This window comes from Cellulosimicrobium cellulans (assembly GCF_016921195.1).
Classification (GTDB): domain Bacteria; phylum Actinomycetota; class Actinomycetes; order Actinomycetales; family Cellulomonadaceae; genus Cellulosimicrobium; species Cellulosimicrobium cellulans_F.
The window spans coordinates 102,882-125,720 of the sequence record NZ_JAFGYF010000007.1; the positions used below are offsets into that span (position 1 = coordinate 102,882).

The following is a 22,839-nucleotide window of genomic DNA, read 5'->3' on the forward strand; positions in this document are numbered from 1 at the left end:
GCGGCAGCCCGGGCAGGACACGCGCCACGGGGTCCGCGTCCGTGCCGTCCCCCGCGGGTAGGTTAGGACCACTATGGCGACCCGCACGCCCCCGCAGGCACGTCGGACCGCGAGCAACCGCACGCCAGCGCCCCGCACCACGGCGCGCAGCGGTTCGTCCTCGGCCCGCGGCACGTCGCGCGCCGGGACGGGTCGGGGGAGGTCCACCTCCTCGAACGCGCGCCGGCCCGCCCGGCGACCGGTGTCGGGGCCGCCGTGGCCCGTCCGCGCGGTGCGCGCGGTCTGGCTCGGCGCAGCGCACGGCCTCGGGGCGCTCGTGCGCACCATCGGAAAGGGAGCAAGAGAGCTGGACCCGGCACACCGGCGCGACGGCGTCGCGTTCTTCCTCATCGCCCTCGCGGTCGTCGTCGCGGCCCGCGAGTGGTGGGGCATCGCGGGCACGTTCGGCAAGGTCGTGCACGGCGTCGTCGCGGGCACGTTCGGCCTCGCGGGCGTCGCCGTGCCCGTCCTGCTGCTCTGGCTCGCCGTGCGGATCATGCGGCACCCCGAGCGCGCGCAGGCGAACTCGCGCGTCGCGATCGGGCTCACGCTCATCGTCGTGTCGGTGTGCTCCCTCGTGCACATCTCGGAGGACCTGCCGGCGCCGCGCGACGGCTTCGAGCCGGTGCAGGACGCGGGCGGGATCGTCGGCTACCTCGCCGCGACGCCCGTGACCACGGGGCTCACGCCCTGGTTCGCCGTCCCCATCTTCCTGCTGCTCGGGTTCTTCGGGCTCCTCGTCGTCACGGCGACCCCGGTGCACCGGATCCCGAGCCGGCTGCGCGGCCTCTACGACGTGCTCACGGGCAACCACCGGGCGGACGACGAGGGGACGGACGCCGACGGGCTCGCGCTCGCGGAGGGCGTCTCGCGCCACGACGGCACGGACGTGCCGGCGGGTCGTCGCCCACGCAAGCCCCGGAAGACCAAGGCGCAGCGCGCGGCGGAGGCCGCCGAGATCGAGAAGCCCGAGGGCGGGTTCTCGGGCGACGAGGCGTTCGAGACGGCGGCGTTCCTCGACTACGAGGACGACTCTGCGCGCGGTCGGGGCAGGAAGCGCCGCGGGGACGACGCGGCGCCCGGCACCGCGCCGACCGAGGCGGTGCCGGCCGTCGGGCAGGGCACCGCGCAGGACACCGCGGCCGCCGCGATGGGCGCCGTCGCGCCCGACCCTGCGGACGGCGCGGGGAGCGTCCCGCCGCCCCCGCCCAGCAGCCCGCTGCCGCGCGGCGTGCAGCCGATGCTCGAGGGCGACACGGTCTACCTCCTGCCCAACGAGGACTCCCTCGTCAAGGGCGCGCCGCACAAGGTCCGGTCGGCCGCGAACGACCGGGTCGTCGAGGCCCTCACGCAGACCTTCGAGCAGTTCGAGGTCGACGCGAAGGTCACCGGCTTCACGCGCGGCCCCACGGTCACGCGCTACGAGGTCGAGGTCGGCCCCAAGGTCAAGGTCGAGCGCATCACGTCGCTCTCGAACAACATCGCCTACGCGGTGGCGAGCGCGGACGTGCGCATCCTCGCGCCGATCCCCGGCAAGTCGGCGATCGGGATCGAGATCCCCAACACCGACCGCGAGACGGTCGTGCTCGGCGACGTGCTCCGCTCGTCGGCGGCGCGGCGGACCGAGCACCCCATGGTCATGGGCGTGGGCAAGGACGTCGAGGGCGGCTACGTCGTCGCGAACCTCGCGAAGATGCCGCACATCCTCGTCGCGGGCGCGACGGGTGCGGGCAAGTCGAGCTTCATCAACTCGATGATCACGTCGATCCTCATGCGCTCGACGCCCGAGCAGGTGCGCCTGGTGCTCGTGGACCCGAAGCGGGTCGAGCTGACGATCTACGAGGGCATCCCGCACCTCATCACGCCCATCATCACGAACCCGAAGAAGGCCGCGGAGGCGCTCGACTGGGTCGTGCGGGAGATGGACGCCCGGTACGACGACCTCGCCGCGTTCGGGTACAAGCACATCGACGACTTCAACGCGGCGGTCCGCTCGGGCAAGGTCAAGCCGCTGCCGGGCTCTGAGCGCAAGATCGCCACGTACCCGTACCTCCTGGTCGTCGTCGACGAGCTCGCCGACCTCATGATGGTCGCCCCGCGCGACGTCGAGGCGTCGATCCAGCGCATCACGCAGCTCGCGCGCGCCGCGGGCATCCATCTCGTGCTCGCGACGCAGCGGCCGTCGGTCGACGTGGTCACGGGCCTCATCAAGGCCAACGTGCCGTCGCGACTCGCGTTCGCGACGTCGTCGCTCGCGGACTCGCGCGTCGTGCTCGACCAGCCCGGCGCGGAGAAGCTCATCGGCCAGGGCGACGCGCTGTTCCTGCCCATGGGCGCGGCCAAGCCCATGCGCGTCCAGGGCGCCTGGGTCTCGGAGTCCGAGGTGCACGCCGTCGTCGAGCACGTCAAGAGCCAGCTCAAGCCCGTCTACCGCGAGGACGTCACGCAGGCCGCCACCAAGAAGCAGATCGACGAGGACATCGGCGACGACCTCGACCTGCTGCTGCAGGCCGCCGAGCTCGTGGTGACGTCGCAGTTCGGCTCCACGTCGATGCTCCAGCGCAAGCTGCGCGTCGGGTTCGCCAAGGCAGGGCGCCTCATGGACCTCCTGGAGTCGCGCGAGATCGTCGGGCCGTCCGAGGGGTCCAAGGCGCGCGAGGTGCTCGTGACGCCGGAGGAGCTGCCGTCGGCGCTCGCGCTGATCCGCGGCGAGCCGGCACAGGAGGTCTTCGACGGCCAGGCGCCCGCCGCCGCGCCCGGTGGCGGCGCGGGGCACGACTACGGCGAGGGCACCGACGGGCACATGCCGCCGGTCGCGACCGACTACCACGACGGTGCGGACGTGGAGTCGGGCTGGCGCTGAGCCGGCACCAGGTTCGCCCCGTGCTCGCCCCGTGCCCGCCCGGAGCCGGCCCGCGGCGCCCGGTCGCGGTGCCGACGACGGCCGGGGCACCCCGGAGGACCCCCTAGGCTGGTGACGTGGTCACCGCCGTCCCCTCGCCGTGGAACTCCGCGAACCTCGTCACCATGGCGAGGATCCTGCTCGTCCCGTTCTTCGCGTGGGCGCTGCTCGTCGACGGTGGCGAGTCCGTCACCTGGCGGCTCGTCGCGACGGGCATCTTCGTGCTGGCGGCGACGTCGGACCGGCTCGACGGCTACCTGGCGCGCAAGTACGACCTCGTCACGGACCTCGGCAAGCTGCTCGACCCGATCGCGGACAAGCTGCTCGTCGGCACCGCGCTCGTGCTGCTCGCGTGGCCTCTGGGCGAGCTGCCCTGGTGGGTCCCCGCGGTCGTCCTGGCGCGCGAGCTCGGCGTCACGCTCCTGCGGTTCGCCGTCCTCAGGTACGCCGTCATGCCCGCGTCGCGCGGCGGCAAGCTCAAGACCGTGCTCCAGACGGTCGCGATCACGGTCTTCCTCCTGCCGCTGTCGCACCTGCCGGCGTGGATCGGCGTCGTGGCCTGGGTCGTGCTCGCCGCGGCGATCCTCGTCACGGTCGTGACGGGGCTCGAGTACGCGTACCAGGGCTGGCGGCTGCGGCGCGACGCGATCCGCGCGGCCCGCCTCGTCGAGCCGGGGCCGACGCCGGACGGCGCGTCGGCGTCGTGACCGCGACGTCGGGCGCGGGTGGGGTCGGGCGCGCCCCGCTGACGCCGGACGTCGCCGGTCTCCTCCGTGCCCTCGAGGCCCGGGGATGGACTCTGGCGACGGCGGAGTCGCTCACCGGGGGCCTGCTCTCCGCGACGATCGTCGACGTGCCGGGGGCCTCGCGCGTGCTCCGCGGCGCGGTCGTCGCCTACGCGACCGAGGTCAAGCGGTCCGTGCTCGGCGTCGACGGCCACCTCCTCGCCACCCACGGGGCCGTCCACCCGGACGTCGCCCGCCAGATGGCGGAGCGGGTACGGGAGGTGCTCGGCGCGGACGTCGGGGTCGCGACCACGGGAGTCGCGGGTCCCGACCCGCAGGACGGGCAGCCCCCGGGGACCGTGTTCGTCGCGGCGAGCGGCCCGGGCGGGACGCACGTCCGGTGCCTGCACCTCGACGGCGGGCGGGCCGACGTCCGAGCCGGCACCGTCGCGGCGGCGATCGACCTCGCGCGAGCCCTGGCGGACGGCGCGGTCCCGCGAGACCGCCGAGGGTGAAAACCACGGGTGAATCACGGTCGCCCGAGCGGCGTGCCGAGGCCCGGCCCGGGGCGCTCGTGGAGGGGTCGTGAACGTGCCGCGAGGGGTTCGACGGGCGGCCGGTCGCGGGAACAAGGCCCCACGTCGGGACGTTGCACAGCACGTGATCGCCAACAGGACCGTCAACCGACCGGTGGGCCGCACGGACAACGCGCCGACGGCACGTCCGACGCGCCGCACCGGAGACGTGAGCGGACCGCGGGCGGGGTACGGTAGGACGACCCCGTCACGCGGGGCAGTGAACAGGAAGACCGGCACGAGCAGTTCGCGCACCCAGGTGGGGGCCACTCCGGCTCCCGGGGGCGCACGGGACACGGAAGGGGGTCGCCAGATGATTGTTCTTCGACGAGAGATCGGGGACGTGCTGCGAGACGCTCGCCAGCGACAGGGGCGCACCCTGCGAGAGGTGTCCTCGGCCGCACGGGTCTCGCTGGGCTACCTCAGCGAGGTCGAGCGCGGTCAGAAGGAAGCGTCGTCGGAGCTCCTCGGCTCGATCTGCGAGGCGCTCGACATCCCGATGTCGTTGGTGCTGCGCGAGGTCAGCGACCGGGTCGCCGTCGCCGAGGGCCTGCTCATCCCGGACACCATCCCGGCCGACTTCGCGACCGCGGTGCTCGGACGGCAGAACCCCGAGGGCACGGCACGACGAGAGGACCTGCAGCCCGTCGGCTGACGGTCCGCGCCGGGGTCGCCCGGAGCAGGTGCCGGGGCAGCGACGCCGCGGTCACCGGTTCGCGGGCGGCGCCTGGCACGAGGGACACCAGAAGACCGGACGGTCGTACGGCGGCTCGTTCGCCGTACCTTCGACGACAGGCGTGCCGCACACGTGGCACGCCTTTCGTGTGCGCCCGTGCACGTGGCGCACGACGCCGGCGCGCGGGTCGAACCCGTGCCGCACGGTCCGCTCCATGAGCGCGCGAGCCGTGAGGAGGAGTCGTTCGAGGTCCGCGACGTCGCGCACGGGCGTCCAGGGGTAGACGTGCTCGGCGAAGAGCGACTCGGCCGTGTAGATCGTGCCGATCCCCGCGACGAGGTGCTGGTCGAGGAGGGCTTCCGCGACGGGGACGCCGGTCGCGGCCCGCTCCGGCCGGTGCCGGGGGCCGCTCCCGCCGGCCGCGTCGTCGGCCCGCATGCGCGCGACCGCCTCGGGCAGGCCGGTCTCCGGGAAGTCGTCGCCGAGCACGTCGGGTCCGAGAGGCCCGACGATCACCCGCTCGTCGGCGGTGCGCAGCACGTGCAGCATCCCGATGCGGTTCCCGAGGGCCGTCCACCACTCGTTCGCGAGCACCACGCGCACGTTCGGCTCCGCGCCGCGCGCGTCCCGCGCACCCGTGCGCGCGATGCGCCACGACCCCTCCATGCGCAGGTGGGTGTGCAGCGACCGGCCGTCGTCGAGGCGCGTGAAGAGGTGCTTGCCGTACGCGACGTTCTCGACGACCGTCCGGCCGGTCAGGACGACCTCGGCCGCGCTCGGCCAGCGCAGCTCGGCACGCACCAGGATCCGGCCGGCGAGGGCCTCGTCGAGCCGCGCGGAGACGAGCCGCAGGATGTCACCCTCGGGCACGGCGACACCCCCCGGCGGCGGCGCGGGGAGGGCGGCGCGCGCGACCCGCGCCCGGCGTCGTCACCTCAGGCCGCCCGCAGTCCGCGCGGGGTCGCGCGGAACCCGGCATCGAGGAGGGCGCGCACCGCGTCGTCGGCGGGGGTGGCCGTCGTGCCGGCGCCGGCCAGCGCCTCGACGCCGTCCACCCGCTGCACGACGACCTTGCCCAGCCGGCCGGCCCGGACCGCACGGACGAGCTCCGCGCTCGCCTCGGCGAGCCGGGGCCCGTCGACGAACGACAGAACGGACCGGCCCCCGCGCTCGACGTACAGCGCGAGGTCGCCGTCGCTGAGCACGACGACGGCGCCCGCCTTGCGCCCGGGACGGTGCCCACGCGAGGCGTCGGTGCCCGTCGTCGTGCTCGACGTCGCGGCGCTGCCGTGCGGCGACCCGTCGCCGGCCGGAGCCAGGACGCTCGCCGCTGCCGGTCCGCCGACGGCCGGTCGCGACGGCCACGGCAGCGCGGCGCCGTAGGGGTTGGCGGGGTCGGTCGCGGCGAGGAGGACGGCACCCGGGCGTGGACCGCTGCGCCCGGTCCGGGTGTCGTCGGGCGCCGGGGCGCCGGGCATCAGGTCGCCGTACGCCGCGGCGGGACCGTCGCCGGGCGCACGGCGGAGCCCGCGGGCTGCGGCCGCCTCGAGTGCGCGCTCGCGGTCCTGGCCGTCCGTCCGAAGCTGGTCGACCGCGCCCGGGAGGGCGAACTGCGAGCCGCCGAGGTGCTCGACGAAGTACCCGCGCCGCGCGGCCCCGGTCGCCTCCAGCTCGCTGAGGACCCGGTAAACCGCGCGGAACGATCCTGCCACGCCCTCGGCGGGCGCGACGGCGCGCGTGAGCACGCCGTGGCGGTCGAGCAGGACGCGCGCGAGCGCGTGCGCCCGGCGGGTCGGGTCGGCCTCGCGCGCGGGCAGCGCCGACCAGCGTCCGGCGCCCCCGCGCAGGGTGGTGTCGGGGGAGACCGGGGGGCGCAGCCCGGCGAACCGCCCGCGCCCGACCGGACGGGCGCGGGCCGCGGCGCGCGGGGCGCGATGGGCGCCTCCGCCGGCACCGAGCCGGGCGCGCAACGAGCCCAGCCCGTCGTTGGTCACGTGGCCGGACCACACGAGGTCCCACAACGCCTCGAGCGTCGGGCCGACGTCCGCGCCCGCCCGTTCCGCGAGCCGCGGGAGGAAATACCCGCCGGAGCCGTCGAGCAGGTCGAGCAGGGTCGCGTGCAGCCCGGTCTCGGGCGCCGGTCCGGGGTCGGGGAGCGTGAGGGGCGCCCACTCCGCGAGGTGCAGGCTGACGAGCCCGTCACCGCCACCGGACCCGGGCAGGGCCGCATGGCCGCACCAGACGACCTCTCCGGTCGTCGTCAGCTCGTCGAGCATCGTCGGGGTGTAGTCGGTGACGCGGGACGGCAGGACGAGCGTCTCGAGAGCCGAGGCGGGCACGGCTGCTCCGGAGAGCTGCTCGACGACGCGGAGCAGCCCGTCGACGCCGCGCAGCGCGCCGAGACCCTGCCACCGCGGGAGGAACACGCCCAGGGTCTCGGCCGGGACCGGCTCGACCTCGGCGCGCAGCGCCGCGAGCGAGCGGCGGCGCAGGACGCGCAGCACCTCGGCGTCGCACCAGTCGTCCCCGGTGCCGCCGATCGACTCTGGCCGCAGCCTCCCCCGGACGACGAGCCTCGCCGCCTCGAGCCGTTCGAGCGTCTGCACCACGACGGCGACGCCCAGGCCGAGGCGCGCGGCGAGGTCGGCGGCGGTGAACGGGCCGTGCGTGCGCGCGTGGCGGCGCACGAGGTCTCCCAGCGGGTCGGGGACCGGCTCCGTGAACACCTCGGGGATGCCGACGGGCAGTGCGACGCCCAGCGCGTCGCGCAGGCGTCCGGCGTCCTCGACGACCGCCCACCGCTGCGCCCGGTCGGCGTCGACGCCCGCGAGCCGGACACGCATCACGCGCCGCGCCGACTCGAGCTCGCGGAGCCATTCGGCCGCGGCGTCGCGCACGTCCTCCCGGGTGCGGGCCACGACCTCGGCGTCCGTGAGGGGCCCCAGCCGGCGCAGCACGTCCCACACGTCCTCGGCGTGCCGGGCCTGGCGCTCGGGCGCGAGCGAGCCGAGCTCGGCCTCGGTGCGCTCGATCTGCGCCGGGTCGAGCAGGTCGGCCAGCTGCGCCGCGACGCCGTCACCGCCCAGCAGCTCGGCGAGCAGGGTGGGGTCGAGGGACAGCGCCGCCGCGCGCCGCTCCGCGAGCGGGGCGTCGCCGTCGTAGAGGAACTGCGCGGTGTACCCGAAGAGCAGCGACTGCGCGAAGGGGGACGGGGTCGGGGTCGTGACCTCGACGAGGCGCACGCGCCCGGCGGCGAGGTCGCGCATGAGGTCGGTGAGCGCGGCGACGTCGAAGTCGTCCTGCAGGCACTCGCGCGCCGCCTCGAGCACGATGGGGAACTCGGGGTACTGCGACGCGACCGACAGGAGCTGGGCCGACCGCTGGCGCTGCTGCCAGAGCGGCTGCCGACGGTCCGGTCGCCGCCGGGGGAGCAGGAGCGCGCGCGCCGCGGCCTCGCGGAACCGGGACGCGAACATGACCGACCCGCCGAGCTCGTCGCGCACCGCGTCGAGCACGTCGTCCGGGTCGAGGAGCAGGTCCTCGACGGGTACGACGGGCGCGTCCGCGCCCAGACCGCCGTCGCTCGCCCCCTCCAGCCACGAGTCACCCGTGTCCGGCAGCCGCAGGACGATCCCGTCGTCGGCGTGCATCGCCGCGGCGTCGACCCCGTACCGCTCGCGCAGCCGGGCGGCGAGCACGAGCGCCCACGGCGCGTGGACCTTGGCCCCGTACGGCGAGTGCACGACGACGCGCCAGTCGCCGAGCTCGTCGCGGAACCGTTCGACCACGACCGTCCGGTCGTCGGGCACGCGTCCGGTCGCGACGCGCTGCTCGCGCAGGTAGGCGAGCAGGTTGTCGCTCGCCCACGCGTCGAGCCCGGCGGCGCGCAGCCGGTCGGCCGCGGCGTCGTGGTCGGCCGCGGCGAGCGCGTCCGTCTCGCGCACCCAGGCGCCGAGCGCCCGGCCGAGCTCGGCGGGCCGCCCGGGGGAGTCGCCCTTCCAGAAGGGCAGCCGTCCCGGGATGCCCGGTGCGGGCGTGACCAGCACGCGGTCGGGCGTGATGTCCTCGATGCGCCACGTGCTCGACCCGAGCGTGAACGTGTCGCCGACGCGCGACTCGTAGACCATCTCCTCGTCGAGCTCGCCCACGCGCTTGCCGCCGCGCGGCGCGCGCCCGCCCGCGGTGTCCGGGTCGCCCGCCACGCCGCCGGTCATCGAGCCGGTCGGGGAGTCCGTCGCGAGGAAGACGCCGTACATCCCGCGGTCCGGGATGGTCCCGCCGCTCGTCGCCGCGAGCCGCAGCGCGCCGGGTCGTCCCGTGAGCCGGCCCGACGCGCGGTCCCACACGATGCGCGCGCGCAGCTCGCCGAAGTCCTCGCTCGGGTAGCGTCCGGCGAGCATGTCGAGCACCGCGTGCAGCGACGCGTCGCCCAGGTGGGCGTAGGGGGCGCTGCGTCGCACGACGGTCGCCAGCTCCGCGACCGTCCACTCGTCGACCGCGACCATGGCCACGACCTGCTGCGCGAGCACGTCGAGCGGGTTCGCGAGCACGTGGAGCTCCTCGATGCCGCCGGTGCGCATGCGCTCGGCGACGACCGCGGACGGCACGAGGTCGCCTCGGTGCGTGGGGAACACCACGCCGTGCGACACGGCGCCCACCTGGTGACCCGCGCGACCGATGCGCTGCAGCCCCGAGGCGACCGACGGCGGGGCGCCGACCTGCACGACGAGGTCGACCGCGCCCATGTCGATGCCGAGCTCGAGGCTCGACGTCGCGACGACCGCGGGCAGCCGCCCGTCCTTGAGCTCGGTCTCCGTCCGCGTGCGCTCCGCACGGCTCATGGACCCGTGGTGGGCGCGCGCGATGACGGGCTCGACGCCCGAGCTCGCGCCCGACTGCGCCTGCACCTGCGCGGCCGTGATCGTGCCCGGGTCGAGCACGTCCTCGCCCTGGCGTTCCGCCCACACCTCGTTCATCCGTGCCGTGAGGCGCTCGGCCCCGCGCCGGGAGTTGGTGAACACGAGGGTCGAGCGGTGGTCGGCGACGAGGTCGACGACCCGCTCCTCGACGTGCGGCCAGACCGACGGACGCTGCGGCCGGACGTCCGGCGCCCCGGTCGGGCGGGACGTCGCCGGCCCGGACAGGTCGCGCTCGCCCGGCGGCAGAGGCGGAAGCGCGGTCCCGTCCGCCGCCCCGCGAGCCGCGCCCCGGCCCCCGGGCGCCTCCGTGCCCGGGCGCGCGCCGGCGTCGGGCACCAGAGCGGCAGTGCCGAGGTCCGCGAGGTCGGGGACGGGCACGACGACGTCGATCTCGATGCGCTTGGTCGCCGGGGGCTGCACCACGACGACCTCCCGGCCTCCCTCCGCCTCCGGGCGGTGGCCACCGAGGAACGTCGCGACCGCCTCGACGGGGCGGACCGTCGCCGAGAGGCCGATGCGCTGCGCCGGCGGGCGATCCTGCGCCTCGAGCAGCGCGTCGAGCCGCTCGAGCGACACCGCCAGGTGCGCGCCGCGCTTGGTGCCCGCGACGGCGTGGATCTCGTCCACGATGACGGTCTCGACCCCGCTGAGCCCCGCGCGCGCCTGCGAGGTCAGCACGAGGAACAGCGACTCGGGCGTCGTGATGAGGATGTCCGGCGGGTGCGTCGCCAGGCGGCGGCGCTCGCTCGTGGGCGTGTCCCCCGTACGGGTGCCGACGACGACGTCCGGCACCTCGAGCCCCAGCCGCACCGCCGCCTGGCGGATGCCCGCGAGCGGGGAGCGGAGGTTGCGCTCGACGTCCGCCGCGAGCGCCTTGAGCGGCGAGACGTACACGACGCGGCAGCGCTGCTCGCGCGCGACCTCGCCGGTGGGCGCGCTCATGATCCGGTCGAGCGACCACAGGAACGCGGCGAGCGTCTTGCCCGACCCGGTCGGCGCCACGACGAGTGCGTGCCGGTCGCTCGACACCGCGTCCCACGCGCCGGCCTGCGCCGCGGTCGGGGCGTCGAACGCGCCCGAGAACCAGGCGCGCGTGGGCGCGGCGAAACGCGCGAGCGGGTCGGTGGTCACGGGCCCATTCTCGCCGCGACCACCCACACGCGCCGCGCGACGGCGGACGGCCCCTGGCCGCGCGAGCCCGGCCAGGGGGCCGGACCGGCCGTCCGTCCGTGGGAGGCTGGTGCCGTGCGCTACCGCGAGTTCTCCGAGCTGGTCGACGAGGTGTTCGGCGCGTCCCTGGGGCGCGCCTACGTCCGCGAGCAGGTGCTGTCCGCGCTCGACGACCGGACGGCCGCCCAGGCGCTCGAGGACGGCGTCGAGCCGCGCGTCGTGTGGCACGCCCTGTGCGACGCGCTGGACGTGCCCGACGCGCGACGCTGGGGCCACGACGACCACCGCCAGGCTCCGCCGCGCCGCTGATGCCCGCCGGTCGGCCGGGGAGCGCCGAGGGGCGCGACGGGCCGCGGGCCACGATGATGACGGCATGAGCGCTCCCGCCCCCGGCCGTGCCGCGGTCCGCGTCACCGTGGCCGACGTGCGCGGAGCCGTCTGGTCGCTCGTCTCGACCGCCGCCGGGCTCGGCCTCGCGATCTGGGTCGTCCCGGGGGTCGAGGTGACCAACCTGTGGTCCCTCCTCCTCGCGGCGCTCGCCGTCGGCCTCGGGGACGTGCTCCTGCGCCCCGTCCTGCGCCGGATCGCGCACCGGTCCGGCGCCGTGGGCGCGCTCGTGTCGGGCGTGCTGACGCAGCTCGCGGTCGCGTGGGCGGCGCTGACGTACCTGCCGGGGTTCCGGAGCGGCTCGTGGGTGGACGTGCTCGCGGTGCTCGTGATCGCCGCGGTCCTCATGGCGCTCGGGCGATGGGTCGTCGGGGCGAGCGACAACGAGTACGTCCTCGGCGACCTGCTCCGGCGGGCGCGCCGGCAGGCCGGCGTGCCCCGGCGCGATCCGAGGGCGGCGGGGGCGACCGAGCGACCGGCGGGCCTGCTCGTCGTCCTGCTCGACGGCGTCGCGCGTCCCACGCTCGACTACGCGCTCCAGGCCGGGCTCGCCCCGACGCTCGCGCGCTGGCTGGGCAGCGGGAGCCACCACCTCACGACGTGGTGGGCGCGCGTCCCCGCGACGACGCCCGCCTCCACGATCGGCCTCCTGCACGGCTCGACCGAGCACGTGCCCGCGTTCCGCTGGTGGTCGCGCGCGCTCGGGCGGCTCGTCGTGACCAACCGGCCTGCGGACGCGGCGGCGGTCGAGGCGCGCACGAGCGACGGTTCCGGGCTCCTCGCGGGCGGGGGAGTCGCCGTCTCCACGATGTTCTCGGGTGACGCGGCGACGAGCCTGCTCGTCATGAGCCGGGCCCGCGAGGGTCTGGGGCCGGGCCAGATGTTCGTGCACTTCTTCGCGAGCCCGTTCGTGCTCGTGCGCGCGGTCGTCGTCGCGCTCGGCGAGCTCGTCAAGGAGCTCTACCAGGGCTGGCAGCAGGCCGTGCGGGGCGTCGAGCCCCGGGTGTCGCGCCTCGGGTGGTACCCGGTGCTGCGCGCGGTGACGAACGTCGTGCTGCGCGACCTCAACACGACACTCGTCGCGGAGCAGCTCGTGCGCGGCGCGCCGGTGGTGTGCGTCGACCTCGTCGACTACGACGAGATCGCCCATCACGCCGGGCCGCTGCGCCCCGAGTCGCTGCGCGCGCTGGAGGGGCTCGACCGCGTCGTCGGGCTCTGGGAGCAGGTCGCCGCGGTGGCCCCGCGCCGCTACGACGTCGTCGTGCTGTCCGACCACGGGCAGTCGCTCGGCTCCACGTTCGAGCAGGTCGAGGGCCGGTCCTTCCTCGACGAGGTCCGGCGCCTCATGGCGCTCGGGCGGCCCGGCGGCGCGGCCCGCCCGGACGACGACCGCGTGCGGGACGGCGCCGCGTCCGCCCGGGGAGAGGGGCGGCGTCGGGCGACGGCCCCGGACAGCGAGGCGTGGGGCCCCGCGAACACGGCTCTCAACGCCCTGCGGCCCGGGGCGTCGGGCGACGAGGCCGCAGGCCCGGGGCGCATGATGGTCGGCCCGGACCGGACCGAGCGGCGCCCGGGTGGTGCCGAGGACGCCGCGGTCCCCGAGCTCCCCGAGGTCGCGGTCGTGGGGTCGGGCAACCTGGGCATGGTCTGGTTCCCGCGCGAGCCGCGTCGCCTCACGGGCGACGAGATCCGCGAGCGGTGGCCGGGGCTGCTCCCGGGGCTCGTCGCGAACGCGGCCGTCGGCGTCGTCGTCGAGCGCGGGGCGGGTGGGCAGGTGCGGGCGCACGGGCGCGGCGGCTCGCGCGACCTGCGGACCGGGGAGGTCGTGGGCGAGGACCCGCTCGCGGGCTACGGGTCACGCGCGGCGGCGGACCTGCTGCGCGTCGCCGGGCTGGATGACGCGGGCGACCTCGTGCTCGTCTCGCGCGTGGACGAGGTCGGGATGGTCCACGCGTTCGAGGGCCTGGTCGGGTCGCACGGCGGCCTCGGCGGGGCGCAGAACCAGGCCGTGCTGCTGCACCCCGTGCGCCTCGCGGTGCCCGACGACGAGCTCGAGGACGTCGACGGCACCCCGATGCTCGTCGGGGCGGAGGCGGTGCACCGCCGGCTCGTCGCATGGCTCACGGACCTCGGGGTACGGCCGCCGGTGGCCGAGGACGCGCCGGGCCGGGGGAGCGGCGCGTGAGCGTCACCGTGACGTGGCTCGGCCACTCGAGCGCGGTCCTCGACCTCGCCGCGACCGCCGACGGGCCGAGGGTGCGGCTCGTGACCGACCCACTCCTCCAGCGGCACGCCGGGATGCTCCGCCGGCGCGGCGAGCAGCCGGCCCCGGTGTGGCGGGGCAGCGACGCCGTCCTGCTGTCCCACCTCCACCACGACCACGCCGAGCTGCGGTCGCTGCGGCTCCTCGGCGACGTGCCCGTCCTCACGGCGCGCGCGAACGCGCGGTGGCTGCGGGGCAAGGGCCTGCGCGGCGTCGGGCTGGGCGAGGAGTGGCACGCCGTGGGGCCGCCGGGGGCCGGGGTCGACGCGCGGCTCGTCACCGCGGTGCACGGGCACCGGCCGATGCCGCACCGGCCCAACGCCGCGAACGGTCACCTCGTGCGGACCGCAGGTCCCGCCGCCCTGCGCGTGTGGGTGGCGGGCGACACCGAGCACCACCCCGGGATGGTGCACCTCCCGGCGCTCGCGGGCGGTCCGGTGGACGTCGCGCTGGTGCCGGTCGGCGGGTGGGGCCCCCGGCTCTCGGGCGGGCACCTGGGCCCCGTGCAGGCCGCCCGCGTGTGCGCCGAGGTCGGCGTGCGGGTCGCGGTCCCGGTGCACTGGGGGACGCTGCACGCGCCCGGCGGGCAGCACCTCCCGCGCGGCTGGATGGACCACGCGGGCGCGGCGTTCGAGGCAGCCGCGCAGCGCGAGGCGCCGGGGACGCGCGTCGTGGTCCTGCGCCCGGGGGAGTCGTGGTCGTCCGACGACGCGTGAGCGGTGCGGTCGTGACACGCCGGGACGGGTACCCGGGTCGAACAGGTGTTCGGCTAGAGTTGTGCACAGGGCGCGCTCCGGCGGGTCCAGGACGCCGGTCCGGCACGACGGTCCACAGGCTCGAGGGTCGCCGGAGCCGTGTGTCGGTGGCTGCCCGTAGCGTCGGGCCACAACGAACAGATGAACGTCGAACCGAAGGTGGACTGACATGCCCGCACCCGCAGACCGCGAGAAGGCGCTCGAGGCAGCCCTCGCCCAGATCGACCGGAGCTTCGGCAAGGGCTCCGTGATGCGCCTCGGCGAGGAGGGCCGCGCCCCCGTCGACGTGATCCCCACGGGGTCGATCGCGCTCGACATCGCGCTCGGCATCGGCGGCCTGCCGCGCGGGCGCGTCATCGAGGTGTACGGCCCGGAGTCCTCCGGAAAGACGACCGTCGCCCTGCACGCCGTCGCGAGCGCGCAGCGCGCGGGCGGCATCGCGGCGTTCATCGACGCCGAGCACGCCCTCGACCCGGAGTACGCCAAGAAGCTCGGCGTCGACACCGACGCGCTCCTGGTCTCCCAGCCGGACACCGGCGAGCAGGCGCTCGAGATCGCGGACATGCTCATCCGCTCGGGCGCGCTCGACATCATCGTCATCGACTCCGTCGCGGCCCTCGTGCCCAAGGCGGAGATCGAGGGCGAGATGGGCGACAGCCACGTCGGTCTCCAGGCCCGCCTCATGTCGCAGGCGCTGCGCAAGATCACCGGTGCGCTCAGCGCGTCCGGGACCACCGCGATCTTCATCAACCAGCTCCGCGAGAAGATCGGCGTGTTCTTCGGCTCGCCGGAGACGACGACCGGCGGCAAGGCGCTGAAGTTCTACGCGTCCGTCCGCCTGGACATCCGTCGCATCGAGACCCTCAAGGAGGGCACCGACGCGGTCGGCAACCGGACCCGCGTCAAGGTCGTCAAGAACAAGATGGCCCCGCCCTTCAAGCAGGCCGAGTTCGACATCCTCTACGGCGTCGGCATCTCGCGCGAGGGTGGCCTCATCGACATGGGCGTGGAGCACGGGTTCGTGCGCAAGTCAGGGTCGTGGTTCACCTACGGCGGCGACCAGCTCGGTCAGGGCAAGGAGAACGCGCGCTCGTTCCTGCGCGACAACCCGGACCTCGCCAACGAGCTCGAGAAGAAGATCAAGGAGATGCTCGGCGTCGGGGCCAAGGTCGACGCGCCGGCCGACCCGGCCGCGGGCGTGACGGTCCCGGCCGACGGCGCGGCGGCTCCCGCAGCGGCCAAGGCCCCGGCCGCGGCCGCCAAGGGGAAGAAGTCGCCGTTCTGATCGACGAGCGGGACGGCGAGGACGGCTTCGAACCGTCGGGCCGGTCCGAGGAGGACGACGGGCGTCGTGTCGGCCGCAAGGCCGCGCGGCGCCCGCGCCCGACCCTGCACGAGCTCGTGGAGCGCGGCGAGATCAGCGACGCCGACCTCGCCGAGCGCGCTCGGGAGACCGTGCTGCGCATCCTCACCACCGCGCCCAAGAGCCGCGCCGAGCTTGCGCAGTCCCTCGCACGCAAGGGTTACCCCGAGCACGTCGTCCTGCAGATCCTCGACCGGTTCGAGGAGGTCGGGCTCGTCGACGACGCGCAGTACGCCGAGATGATCGTCCGCACCCGGCACGCGGAGCGCGGACTGTCACGCCGGGCGATCTCGACCGAGCTGCGGCGGCGCGGCATCGACCGCGAGGTCGGCGCCGCGGCGCTCGAGCAGGTCGACGACGACTCCGAGGCCGACGCGGCACTGGAGCTCGCCCGCACGCGGCTTGCCCGCACGCGCGGCCTCGACCGCGACGTGCGGGTGCGGCGAGCGGTCGGAGCGCTCGCACGCAAGGGATACAGCGCGTCGCTGGCGTTCGAGATCGTCCAGCGAGAGCTCGACGCCGAGGCGGTCGAGCCTCCGCTGGACTGAGGGGCGTCAGCGGGTGACGGAGACGGCGGGTGCGTCCTCGGCCGGGGCACCCGCGACGACCGTCGGGTTACCGATGCCCGGGCCGGCGGCGGTCGCGCCTGCGGTGCGACCGCTGAGGAAGCGGGAGAGCCAGCGCGCCACGAGCGTGAGCAGCCAGTTGATGATGATGAAGATCACCGCGGCCAGCACGAGCGACTGGAGGATGTTGCCGTTGCCGACGCCGTAGAGCTGCGCGGCCCGCAGGAGCTCGTTGTAGGTGATGATCTGCCCGAGCGCGGAGTCCTTGAGCACGACGACGAGCTGCGAGACGAGCGCCGGGAGCATCGCGATGAGCGCCTGCGGGAGCTGGACCGAGCGCAGCGTCTGACCTTGGGTGAGCCCGATCGCGAGCCCGGCCTCGCCCTGCCCCTTGGGGAGGTTCCCGACGCCCGACCGCACGAGCTCGGCGATGACGGAGCCGTTGTACAGCACGAGCGCGAAGACGACGGCGAGGAACGGGGCGTCGTCGACGTTGTTGAATCCCAGGAGCAGCCAGAAGAAGATCATCATGAGCAGCACGGGCACGGCCCGGAAGAACTCGACGACGATCCCGCTCACGACGCGCACCGCGCGCAGGTGCGACAGCCGCCCCGTGCCGAACAGGAGCCCGAACGCGAGCGCGCCGACGATGGCGAACCCGGCGGCCCGCAGCGTGTTCTGGAGGCCCGGGAGGAAGTAGTACTGCCAGGCGTCGGCCGTGAACAGGGAGGACCACAGCTCGGGGGCGAGCTGGCCCTTGTTCCCGAGCGCCACGAGCACGAGCGCGAGGATGCCGAGGACCACGATCGCGCCGACCACGTTCCCGACCAGGATCGCGCGCCGCGCCCGAGGACCGGGGGCGTCGAAGAGGACGGACTGCTGGGTGCTCATCGGCGGACCGCCAGTCGGTTGGAGAGGGACGTGGTGAGCAGGCCGATGGGGATCACGAGGATGACGTAGCCGATCGCGAACGTCAGGAAGATCCCGTAGATGTAGTTCGAGTTGAACTCGATCATGGTCTTCATGAGGCTCGAGGTCTCGGTCGTCACGCTCGCCGCGGCCGCGACGGTGGAGTTCTTCAGGAGCGCGATGAGCGTGTTGCCGAGCGGCGCGATGGAGCCGCGGAACGCCTGGGGCAGGATGATGAGCCGCGCCGCGGGCAGGAACGACAGGCCGATCGCGCGCGCCGCCTCGGCCTGACCGATCGGCACCGTGTTCACCCCGGACCGGATCGACTCGCACACGAACGCGGCGTGGTAGACGGCCAGGCCGACGACCGCGAGCCGGAAGAAGTTCGCCGCGAAGTCGGGGGCCAGGGTGACGTTGAGCTGTCCCCACAGGCCCAGCACCATGAACGTCATGATGATCGTCAGCGGCGTGTTGCGGAACACGTTGACGTACGCCGTCCCGGCCCAGCGCAGGCTCGGCACGGGGGAGATCCGCATGAGCGCGAGCGCCGTGCCCAGCACGAGCGCCAGGATCGCCGCCCAGAACGTCAGCTGGATGTTGACCCAGAACGCGCCGAGCACGTCGTACTCCCGGGCCAGCGCCCAGGTCTGCGACAGGTAGTCACCCACGGTTGGTGGTCCTCCGGGAGGTTGGGGGCCGGGCCGGGACGACGGCCCGGCGGTCGGGGGAGCGGTGCACCGGTGCGCCGCTCCCCCGACCGTGGACGATCAGGCGCAGGGGTCGACCGTCGGCGGGTTCTCGCTCGCGTTCGGGGTGTACCCGGTGCCCTCGGTGTTCGAGGTGACGAACTCCTCCCAGGAACCGTCCTCGATCATCTTCTCGATCGCGGCATTGACGTCCTCGCAGATGTCGTTGTCCTGCGGGAGCCCGACGCCGTAGCGCTCGGTGGAGAACGGCGCCCCGACGACCTTGACCTTGCCCTTGTTGGCGGGCTGCGCGGCGAGGCCCGCGAGGATGATGTCGTCGGTCGTGACGGCGTCGACCTGGCCGGCGGTGAGGGCCGTGACGCACTCGGCGTACCCGGGACGCTCGAGGAGCTGCACGCCGGCGGCGTACTCGTCCTTGATGCGCTGCGCCGACGTCGAGCCGGTGACGGAGCAGAGGTTCTTGCCCTCGAGCGACTCCGGCCCCGTGATGTCGGTGTTGTCCTCGGCGACGAGCAGGTCCTGCCCGGCCACGAAGTACGGCCCGGCGAACGCGACGGTCTCCTTGCGCGTGTCGGTGATGGAGTAGGTCGCGAAGATCATGTCGACCTGACCCGTCTGGAGCATCGTCTCGCGCTGGGCGGACGGCGCCTCGACCCACTCGATCTGGTCCTCGCCGTAGCCGAGCTCGCCCGCCACGTACGTCGCGACGTCGACGTCGAAGCCCGTGTACGTGGAGCCGTCCTGGTACCCGAGACCCGGCTGGTCGAACTTGATGCCGATCTTGATCGAGCCCTCGGCGCCACCGCCGGTCTCGCCCGAGTCGGTGGCTCCGTCGGTCGCGGTGTCCTCGCCGCCGACCTCGCCGCCGCCGCACGCCGCGAGCGTGAGCGCGGTGAGAGCGGCCAGCACGGCGGCACCTGCGTGTCGTGTGCGCATCGTTCCTACCCTTCGTGAGTGGTGGCCGCCCGTCGAAGGTGTGCCTCGGCGGTCGACCGGGTTCTGGGGCTGTCGGGCCGGGCCCGTGGCTGCCCGGCGGTCTTCAGTGGGTGAGGATCTTCGAGAGGAAGTCCTTGGCGCGCTCGCTCCGGGGTGCCGTGAAGAACTCCTCGGGGTGGGCCTCCTCGACGATCTGGCCGTCGGCCATGAAGACGACGCGGTTCGCGGCCTTGCGGGCGAAGCCCATCTCGTGCGTGACGACGATCATGGTCATGCCCTCCTTGGCGAGGGCGACCATGACGTCGAGGACCTCGTTGATCATCTCGGGGTCGAGCGCCGACGTCGGCTCGTCGAAGAGCATGACCTTGGGCTGCATCGCGAGCGCGCGGGCGATCGCGACGCGCTGCTGCTGGCCGCCCGAGAGCTGGGCGGGCATCTTCTGGGCCTGGTTCTTCACGCCGACCCGGTCGAGCAGCGCGAGCGCCCGCTCCTTCGCGTCCCTCGACTTCTCGCGCCGTACCTTGACCGGCCCGAGCGTGACGTTGTCGAGGATCGTCTTGTGGGCGAACAGGTTGAACGACTGGAAGACCATGCCGACGTCGGAGCGCAGCCGCGCGAGCGCCTTGCCCTCCTCCGGCAGCGGCTCGCCGTCCACGAGGATCTCGCCGGAGTCGATCGTCTCCAGCCGGTTGATCGCGCGGCACAGGGTCGACTTGCCCGACCCGGACGGGCCGATGACGACGAGCACCTCGCCGCGCCGGACGGTCAGGTCGATGTCCCGCAGCACGTGCAGGTCACCGAAGTGCTTGTTGACGGCGCGCAGCTCGACGAGCGGATCCCCCAGGGGCTGCTCGGCGGGGCTGCGTGGAGCGTCCTGCGCGCTGCTCTGCGCGTCGGACGGCGATGAGGTCTCGTCGGCCATTCCTGGACACTATGTCCCTTCTGTTGCGCGGTGCCACCTGATCCGGCAACAGTCGGGCAACAGTTCAGTAACACGGCACCCGGCGCCGTACCCTGGACGGTGATGTCCACGATCGCCCCCGCCCCCGTCCCGGCCGCACTCGCACCCCGCGCCGTCCCCGCCGCGCCGGCCGACGACGCGCACCCGCGCACCTACGTCGTCCGCACGCTCGGCTGCCAGATGAACGTCCACGACTCCGAGCACATGGCGGGGATGCTGGAGCAGGCGGGATACACGCGCGCGAGCGCGGACGACGCGGCCGCGAACCGCGCCGACGTCGTCGTCATCAACACGTGCGCCGTGCGGGAGAACGCCGCGACGCGCCTCTACGGCAACCTCGGCCAGCTCGCCTCGGTCAAGGCCGCACGGCCCGGGATGCAGATCGCCGTGGGAGGCTGCCTCGCGCAGAAGGACCGCGGCGCGATCGTCGAGAAGGCGCCGTGGGTCGACGTCGTCTTCGGCACCCACAACCTCGACGCGCTGCCCGTGCTGCTCGAGCGCGCGCGCCACAACGAGGCGGCGCAGGTGGAGATCGCCGAGTCGCTCCAGGTGTTCCCGTCCACGCTGCCGACCAAGCGCGAGTCGGTCTACGCCGGCTGGGTCTCGATCAGCGTCGGCTGCAACAACACGTGCACGTTCTGCATCGTGCCGCACCTGCGCGGCAAGGAGCGCGACCGTCGTCCGGGCGAGGTCCTCGCCGAGGTCGGGGCCCTCGTCGAGGCCGGAGCCATCGAGGTCACCCTGCTCGGCCAGAACGTCAACAGCTACGGCGTCGAGTTCGGGGACCGGGGCGCGTTCGCCAAGCTCCTGCGCGCGTGCGGCACGATCGACGGCCTCGAGCGCGTCCGGTTCACGTCGCCGCACCCGGCCGCGTTCACCGACGACGTCATCGCGGCGATGGCCGAGACGCCGAACGTCATGCCCCAGCTCCACATGCCGCTCCAGTCGGGCTCCGACCGGATCCTGCGCGCCATGCGCCGCTCCTACCGCTCCGAGCGCTTCCTCGGCATCCTCGACCGCGTGCGGGCCGTCCTGCCCGACGCCGCGATCACCACCGACATCATCGTCGGGTTCCCCGGGGAGACCGAGGAGGACTTCGCGGAGACGATGCGGGTCGTCGAGGCCTCCCGCTTCTCGTCGGCCTTCATGTTCCAGTACTCGCCCCGCCCCGGGACGCCCGCGGCGACGATGGACGACCAGCTCCCCAAGGAGATCGTGCAGGAACGCTTCGAGCGGCTCCAGGCGCTCCAGGAGCGCATCGCCGGCGAGGAGTCGGCCCGCCAGGTGGGCCGCACGGTCGACGTGCTGGTCGGCGAGGGCGCCGGCCGCAAGGACGGCGCGACGCACCGTGTCACCGGTCGCGCTCCGGACAACCGGCTCGTGCACCTCGCGCTCCCTGTCGACGTCGTGCCCACGGCGCCCGACGACGCCGCGGTGTCGTCCGCTGCGACGCCCGGGTCCGCGGACCCGCGCCTCGCGGACGACCTCGACGCTCGCCTGCCGCGACCCGGTGACGTCGTGACGGTCGAGGTCACGCGCTCGGCACCCCACCACCTCATCGCCGACTCGGCGCTCACGGGCGGGACGTTCGCGGTGCGCCGCACCCGTTCCGGCGACGCATGGGCGAAGCGCGAACGCGCCCGCCTCGGCGGTGGCGACGACGACCACGGGCACGGGCACGGCGGCGGCACCCCGTCCGGCCCCGTCGTCCTGGGCCTGCCCACGATTCGCGCCTGAACGGCGGGCTCCGGGAACGAGGGGTAGGCGGGCGGGCGCCGTCCCGCTCACCCGACGACGGGTCCCACCGGGACGTCAGTCGTCCAGGGTCCCCGGGGGTAGCTGTGTACCGATGGCGTGGAAGAGCTGCACGGCGGTCCCGAGCCCGCACGACACGGTCTGGGCGAGCTGGTCGTCCGTCGCGCCGTGCTCGAGGTCCACGGAGACCTCGGCGTAGAGCGCGAGCCGACCCGCCTCCTCGCGGACGTAGACCTTGGGCCAGATGCGCTCGCGATTCCAGTCGTTGACGGCCTGGAGGGTCACGAGCCGTGACTCGAGGGGGAGCGACGTCGACCAGCGGCCCCGGACCTGGATGATCTCGGAACGGTCGCCGAGCAGCAGGAACCAGAACCGGTGCCCGTCCCACGTCCCGGTGATGTCGCCGTCGTCGTCCACGCGGAAGTGGTATCCGCGCCGCGTGAGGTGGTCGCCGATGCGCGCCATCGACAGCGCGCGCGGCAGCTCTTCCTCGCGCGGGAGCGAGTCGGGCGCCTTGGGGCGGCGGTTGCCGAACAGGCGCGTGAACCAGTTGGTGCGGGCCTGCGTCATGGCGCCTGCCTCGCGGGGTCGGGGTAGAACTCGTCGAGCGCGTCGAAGAACATCGACCCGGTGCTCAGCCCGCACTGGAGGAGCTGGTCGAGCTGGTCGTCCGTCACCCCGTGCTCGAGGTCCACGGTCACCTCGGTGAAGACCTGGATCATCCCGTTGTCGCGCACGCGCGTGTACGTCTTGGGCCAGATCCGGTCCGCGTTCCACTCGTTGCAGAACTCGAGGATCTCCTCCAGCCGCTCGAGCGCGAGGTCACGGTTCCACTGACCGCGGACCTGGAGGATCTCGTCGCCGTGGCCGAAGAGCAGGAAGTAGAAGAGCCGACCGTGCCACAGCCCGCCCACGTCACCGTCGGAGTCGACGAAGTAGCTGTAGCCGCTGTCCGTGATCCACTCGACGACCCGGGAGAGCGTCAGCGGGGTCGGGGGCCGCAGCACATCGGTCGCGACCTGACCGAGCTCCCTGGCCAGGAGGTCCTCGACCTGCGACTGCAGCTCGTCCCCTCCACGGCCTGGCACCGCCCGGCGGCCGACCGGAGCCCCGCCGGGATCACCGTCCCGCCGGTCGTCGTCGTCCCGCGCCCCGAAGAACCTCACTCACCCACCGTACTCGCGCGCGCCCCCGGACGTCGCATCGCGGACCTCGCCCGCGCCGGCCGAGG

At 74.4% G+C, this 22,839-nt stretch carries 18 protein-coding genes; 10 read left to right on the plus strand and 8 right to left on the minus strand.

Annotation, left to right across the window (positions count from 1 at the left end):
- Positions 1-73 precede the first annotated feature (73 nt).
- The 4 genes from JN535_RS14985 to JN535_RS15000 all read left to right on the plus strand — a co-directional run bounded on the left by JN535_RS14985 (position 74) and on the right by JN535_RS15000 (position 4,896).
- Positions 74-2,902: a DNA translocase FtsK gene (locus JN535_RS14985; RefSeq protein WP_240201220.1), complete on the plus strand. Its 2,829-nt coding sequence runs from the start codon at positions 74-76 to the stop codon at positions 2,900-2,902.
- Between the two features lie 116 nt (positions 2,903-3,018).
- Positions 3,019-3,648, plus strand: a complete 630-nt coding sequence (gene pgsA, locus JN535_RS14990; protein WP_205206386.1) for a CDP-diacylglycerol--glycerol-3-phosphate 3-phosphatidyltransferase — start codon at positions 3,019-3,021, stop codon at positions 3,646-3,648.
- Positions 3,645-4,181: a CinA family protein gene (locus JN535_RS14995; RefSeq protein ID WP_374100515.1), complete on the plus strand. Its 537-nt coding sequence runs from the start codon at positions 3,645-3,647 to the stop codon at positions 4,179-4,181. Before pgsA ends, JN535_RS14995 begins: the two co-directional genes overlap by 4 nt.
- A gap of 373 nt (positions 4,182-4,554) precedes the next feature.
- Entirely contained in the window at positions 4,555-4,896 is a 342-nt protein-coding gene (locus JN535_RS15000) for a helix-turn-helix domain-containing protein (RefSeq protein WP_047234712.1), read from the plus strand.
- Between the two features lie 51 nt (positions 4,897-4,947).
- On the opposite strand, the gene JN535_RS15005 is transcribed toward JN535_RS15000, so the two are convergent.
- The gene (locus tag JN535_RS15005) at positions 4,948-5,787 is read right to left on the minus strand and encodes a DNA-formamidopyrimidine glycosylase family protein (protein ID WP_205206387.1); all 840 of its coding nucleotides are present in this window, start codon (positions 5,785-5,787) and stop codon (positions 4,948-4,950) included.
- A gap of 65 nt (positions 5,788-5,852) precedes the next feature.
- Complete coding sequence (locus tag JN535_RS15010) at positions 5,853-10,967, minus strand: Lhr family helicase (RefSeq protein ID WP_205206388.1); 5,115 nt, start codon at positions 10,965-10,967, stop codon at positions 5,853-5,855.
- 114 nt (positions 10,968-11,081) lie between these two features.
- Between JN535_RS15010 and JN535_RS15015 the strand changes: the two genes are divergently transcribed.
- The 5 genes from JN535_RS15015 to JN535_RS15035 all read left to right on the plus strand — a co-directional run bounded on the left by JN535_RS15015 (position 11,082) and on the right by JN535_RS15035 (position 16,322).
- Positions 11,082-11,315 (plus strand): DUF3046 domain-containing protein, encoded by a 234-nt coding sequence (locus tag JN535_RS15015; RefSeq protein WP_087471778.1) that lies wholly within the window; start codon positions 11,082-11,084, stop codon positions 11,313-11,315.
- Positions 11,316-11,379: 64 nt separating this feature from the next.
- Positions 11,380-13,578 carry a phage holin family protein gene (locus tag JN535_RS15020; RefSeq protein WP_205206389.1) on the plus strand — a complete coding sequence of 733 codons (2,199 nt, stop codon included), beginning with the start codon at positions 11,380-11,382 and terminating at the stop codon, positions 13,576-13,578.
- Entirely contained in the window at positions 13,575-14,372 is a 798-nt protein-coding gene (locus tag JN535_RS15025; protein WP_205206390.1) for an MBL fold metallo-hydrolase, read from the plus strand. Before JN535_RS15020 ends, JN535_RS15025 begins: the two co-directional genes overlap by 4 nt.
- Positions 14,373-14,580: 208 nt before the next feature.
- Entirely contained in the window at positions 14,581-15,696 is a 1,116-nt protein-coding gene (gene recA / locus JN535_RS15030; protein ID WP_205206391.1) for a recombinase RecA, read from the plus strand.
- 116 nt (positions 15,697-15,812) lie between these two features.
- Complete coding sequence (locus JN535_RS15035) at positions 15,813-16,322, plus strand: regulatory protein RecX (protein ID WP_307868774.1); 510 nt, start codon at positions 15,813-15,815, stop codon at positions 16,320-16,322.
- 6 nt (positions 16,323-16,328) lie between these two features.
- On the opposite strand, the gene JN535_RS15040 is transcribed toward JN535_RS15035, so the two are convergent.
- The 4 genes from JN535_RS15040 to JN535_RS15055 all read right to left on the minus strand — a co-directional run bounded on the left by JN535_RS15040 (position 16,329) and on the right by JN535_RS15055 (position 19,814).
- Positions 16,329-17,231, minus strand: coding sequence for an amino acid ABC transporter permease (locus JN535_RS15040; protein WP_205206392.1), 903 nt, complete (start codon positions 17,229-17,231; stop codon positions 16,329-16,331).
- Positions 17,228-17,917, minus strand: coding sequence for an amino acid ABC transporter permease (locus JN535_RS15045; protein ID WP_205206393.1), 690 nt, complete (start codon positions 17,915-17,917; stop codon positions 17,228-17,230). The genes JN535_RS15040 and JN535_RS15045 overlap by 4 nt, the downstream gene beginning before the upstream one ends.
- Positions 17,918-18,016: 99 nt before the next feature.
- Entirely contained in the window at positions 18,017-18,892 is an 876-nt protein-coding gene (locus tag JN535_RS15050) for a glutamate ABC transporter substrate-binding protein (protein ID WP_205206394.1), read from the minus strand.
- Between the two features lie 103 nt (positions 18,893-18,995).
- Complete coding sequence (locus JN535_RS15055) at positions 18,996-19,814, minus strand: amino acid ABC transporter ATP-binding protein (protein WP_205206395.1); 819 nt, start codon at positions 19,812-19,814, stop codon at positions 18,996-18,998.
- A 102-nt stretch (positions 19,815-19,916) separates the two neighbouring features.
- Here JN535_RS15055 and miaB point away from each other — a divergent pair, with 102 nt between their 5' ends.
- Complete coding sequence (gene miaB / locus JN535_RS15060) at positions 19,917-21,590, plus strand: tRNA (N6-isopentenyl adenosine(37)-C2)-methylthiotransferase MiaB (RefSeq protein ID WP_205206396.1); 1,674 nt, start codon at positions 19,917-19,919, stop codon at positions 21,588-21,590.
- A 75-nt stretch (positions 21,591-21,665) separates the two neighbouring features.
- Here miaB and JN535_RS15065 read toward each other — a convergent pair whose 3' ends face one another.
- Both JN535_RS15065 and JN535_RS15070 read right to left on the minus strand, forming a co-directional pair.
- On the minus strand, positions 21,666-22,178 hold the full coding sequence (locus tag JN535_RS15065; RefSeq protein WP_205206397.1) for a YbjN domain-containing protein: 513 nt from the start codon (positions 22,176-22,178) through the stop codon (positions 21,666-21,668).
- Positions 22,175-22,774 (minus strand): YbjN domain-containing protein, encoded by a 600-nt coding sequence (locus JN535_RS15070; protein WP_374100516.1) that lies wholly within the window; start codon positions 22,772-22,774, stop codon positions 22,175-22,177. The genes JN535_RS15065 and JN535_RS15070 overlap by 4 nt, the downstream gene beginning before the upstream one ends.
- Positions 22,775-22,839: the final 65 nt, after the last annotated feature.

Excerpts from the sequence above, each read along its gene's own strand:
- miaB (WP_205206396.1), top strand. The coding sequence starts at position 19,917 with ATGTCCACGATCGCCCCCGCCCCCGTCCCGGCCGCACTCGCACCCCGC.
- recA (WP_205206391.1), top strand. The coding sequence starts at position 14,581 with ATGCCCGCACCCGCAGACCGCGAGAAGGCGCTCGAGGCAGCCCTCGCC.
- JN535_RS15020 (WP_205206389.1), top strand. The coding sequence starts at position 11,380 with ATGAGCGCTCCCGCCCCCGGCCGTGCCGCGGTCCGCGTCACCGTGGCC.
- JN535_RS15000 (WP_047234712.1), top strand. The coding sequence starts at position 4,555 with ATGATTGTTCTTCGACGAGAGATCGGGGACGTGCTGCGAGACGCTCGC.
- JN535_RS15050 (WP_205206394.1), bottom strand. The coding sequence starts at position 18,892 with ATGCGCACACGACACGCAGGTGCCGCCGTGCTGGCCGCTCTCACCGCG.
- JN535_RS14985 (WP_240201220.1), top strand. The coding sequence starts at position 74 with ATGGCGACCCGCACGCCCCCGCAGGCACGTCGGACCGCGAGCAACCGC.
- JN535_RS15065 (WP_205206397.1), bottom strand. The coding sequence starts at position 22,178 with ATGACGCAGGCCCGCACCAACTGGTTCACGCGCCTGTTCGGCAACCGC.
- JN535_RS15055 (WP_205206395.1), bottom strand. The coding sequence starts at position 19,814 with ATGGCCGACGAGACCTCATCGCCGTCCGACGCGCAGAGCAGCGCGCAG.
- JN535_RS15040 (WP_205206392.1), bottom strand. The coding sequence starts at position 17,231 with ATGAGCACCCAGCAGTCCGTCCTCTTCGACGCCCCCGGTCCTCGGGCG.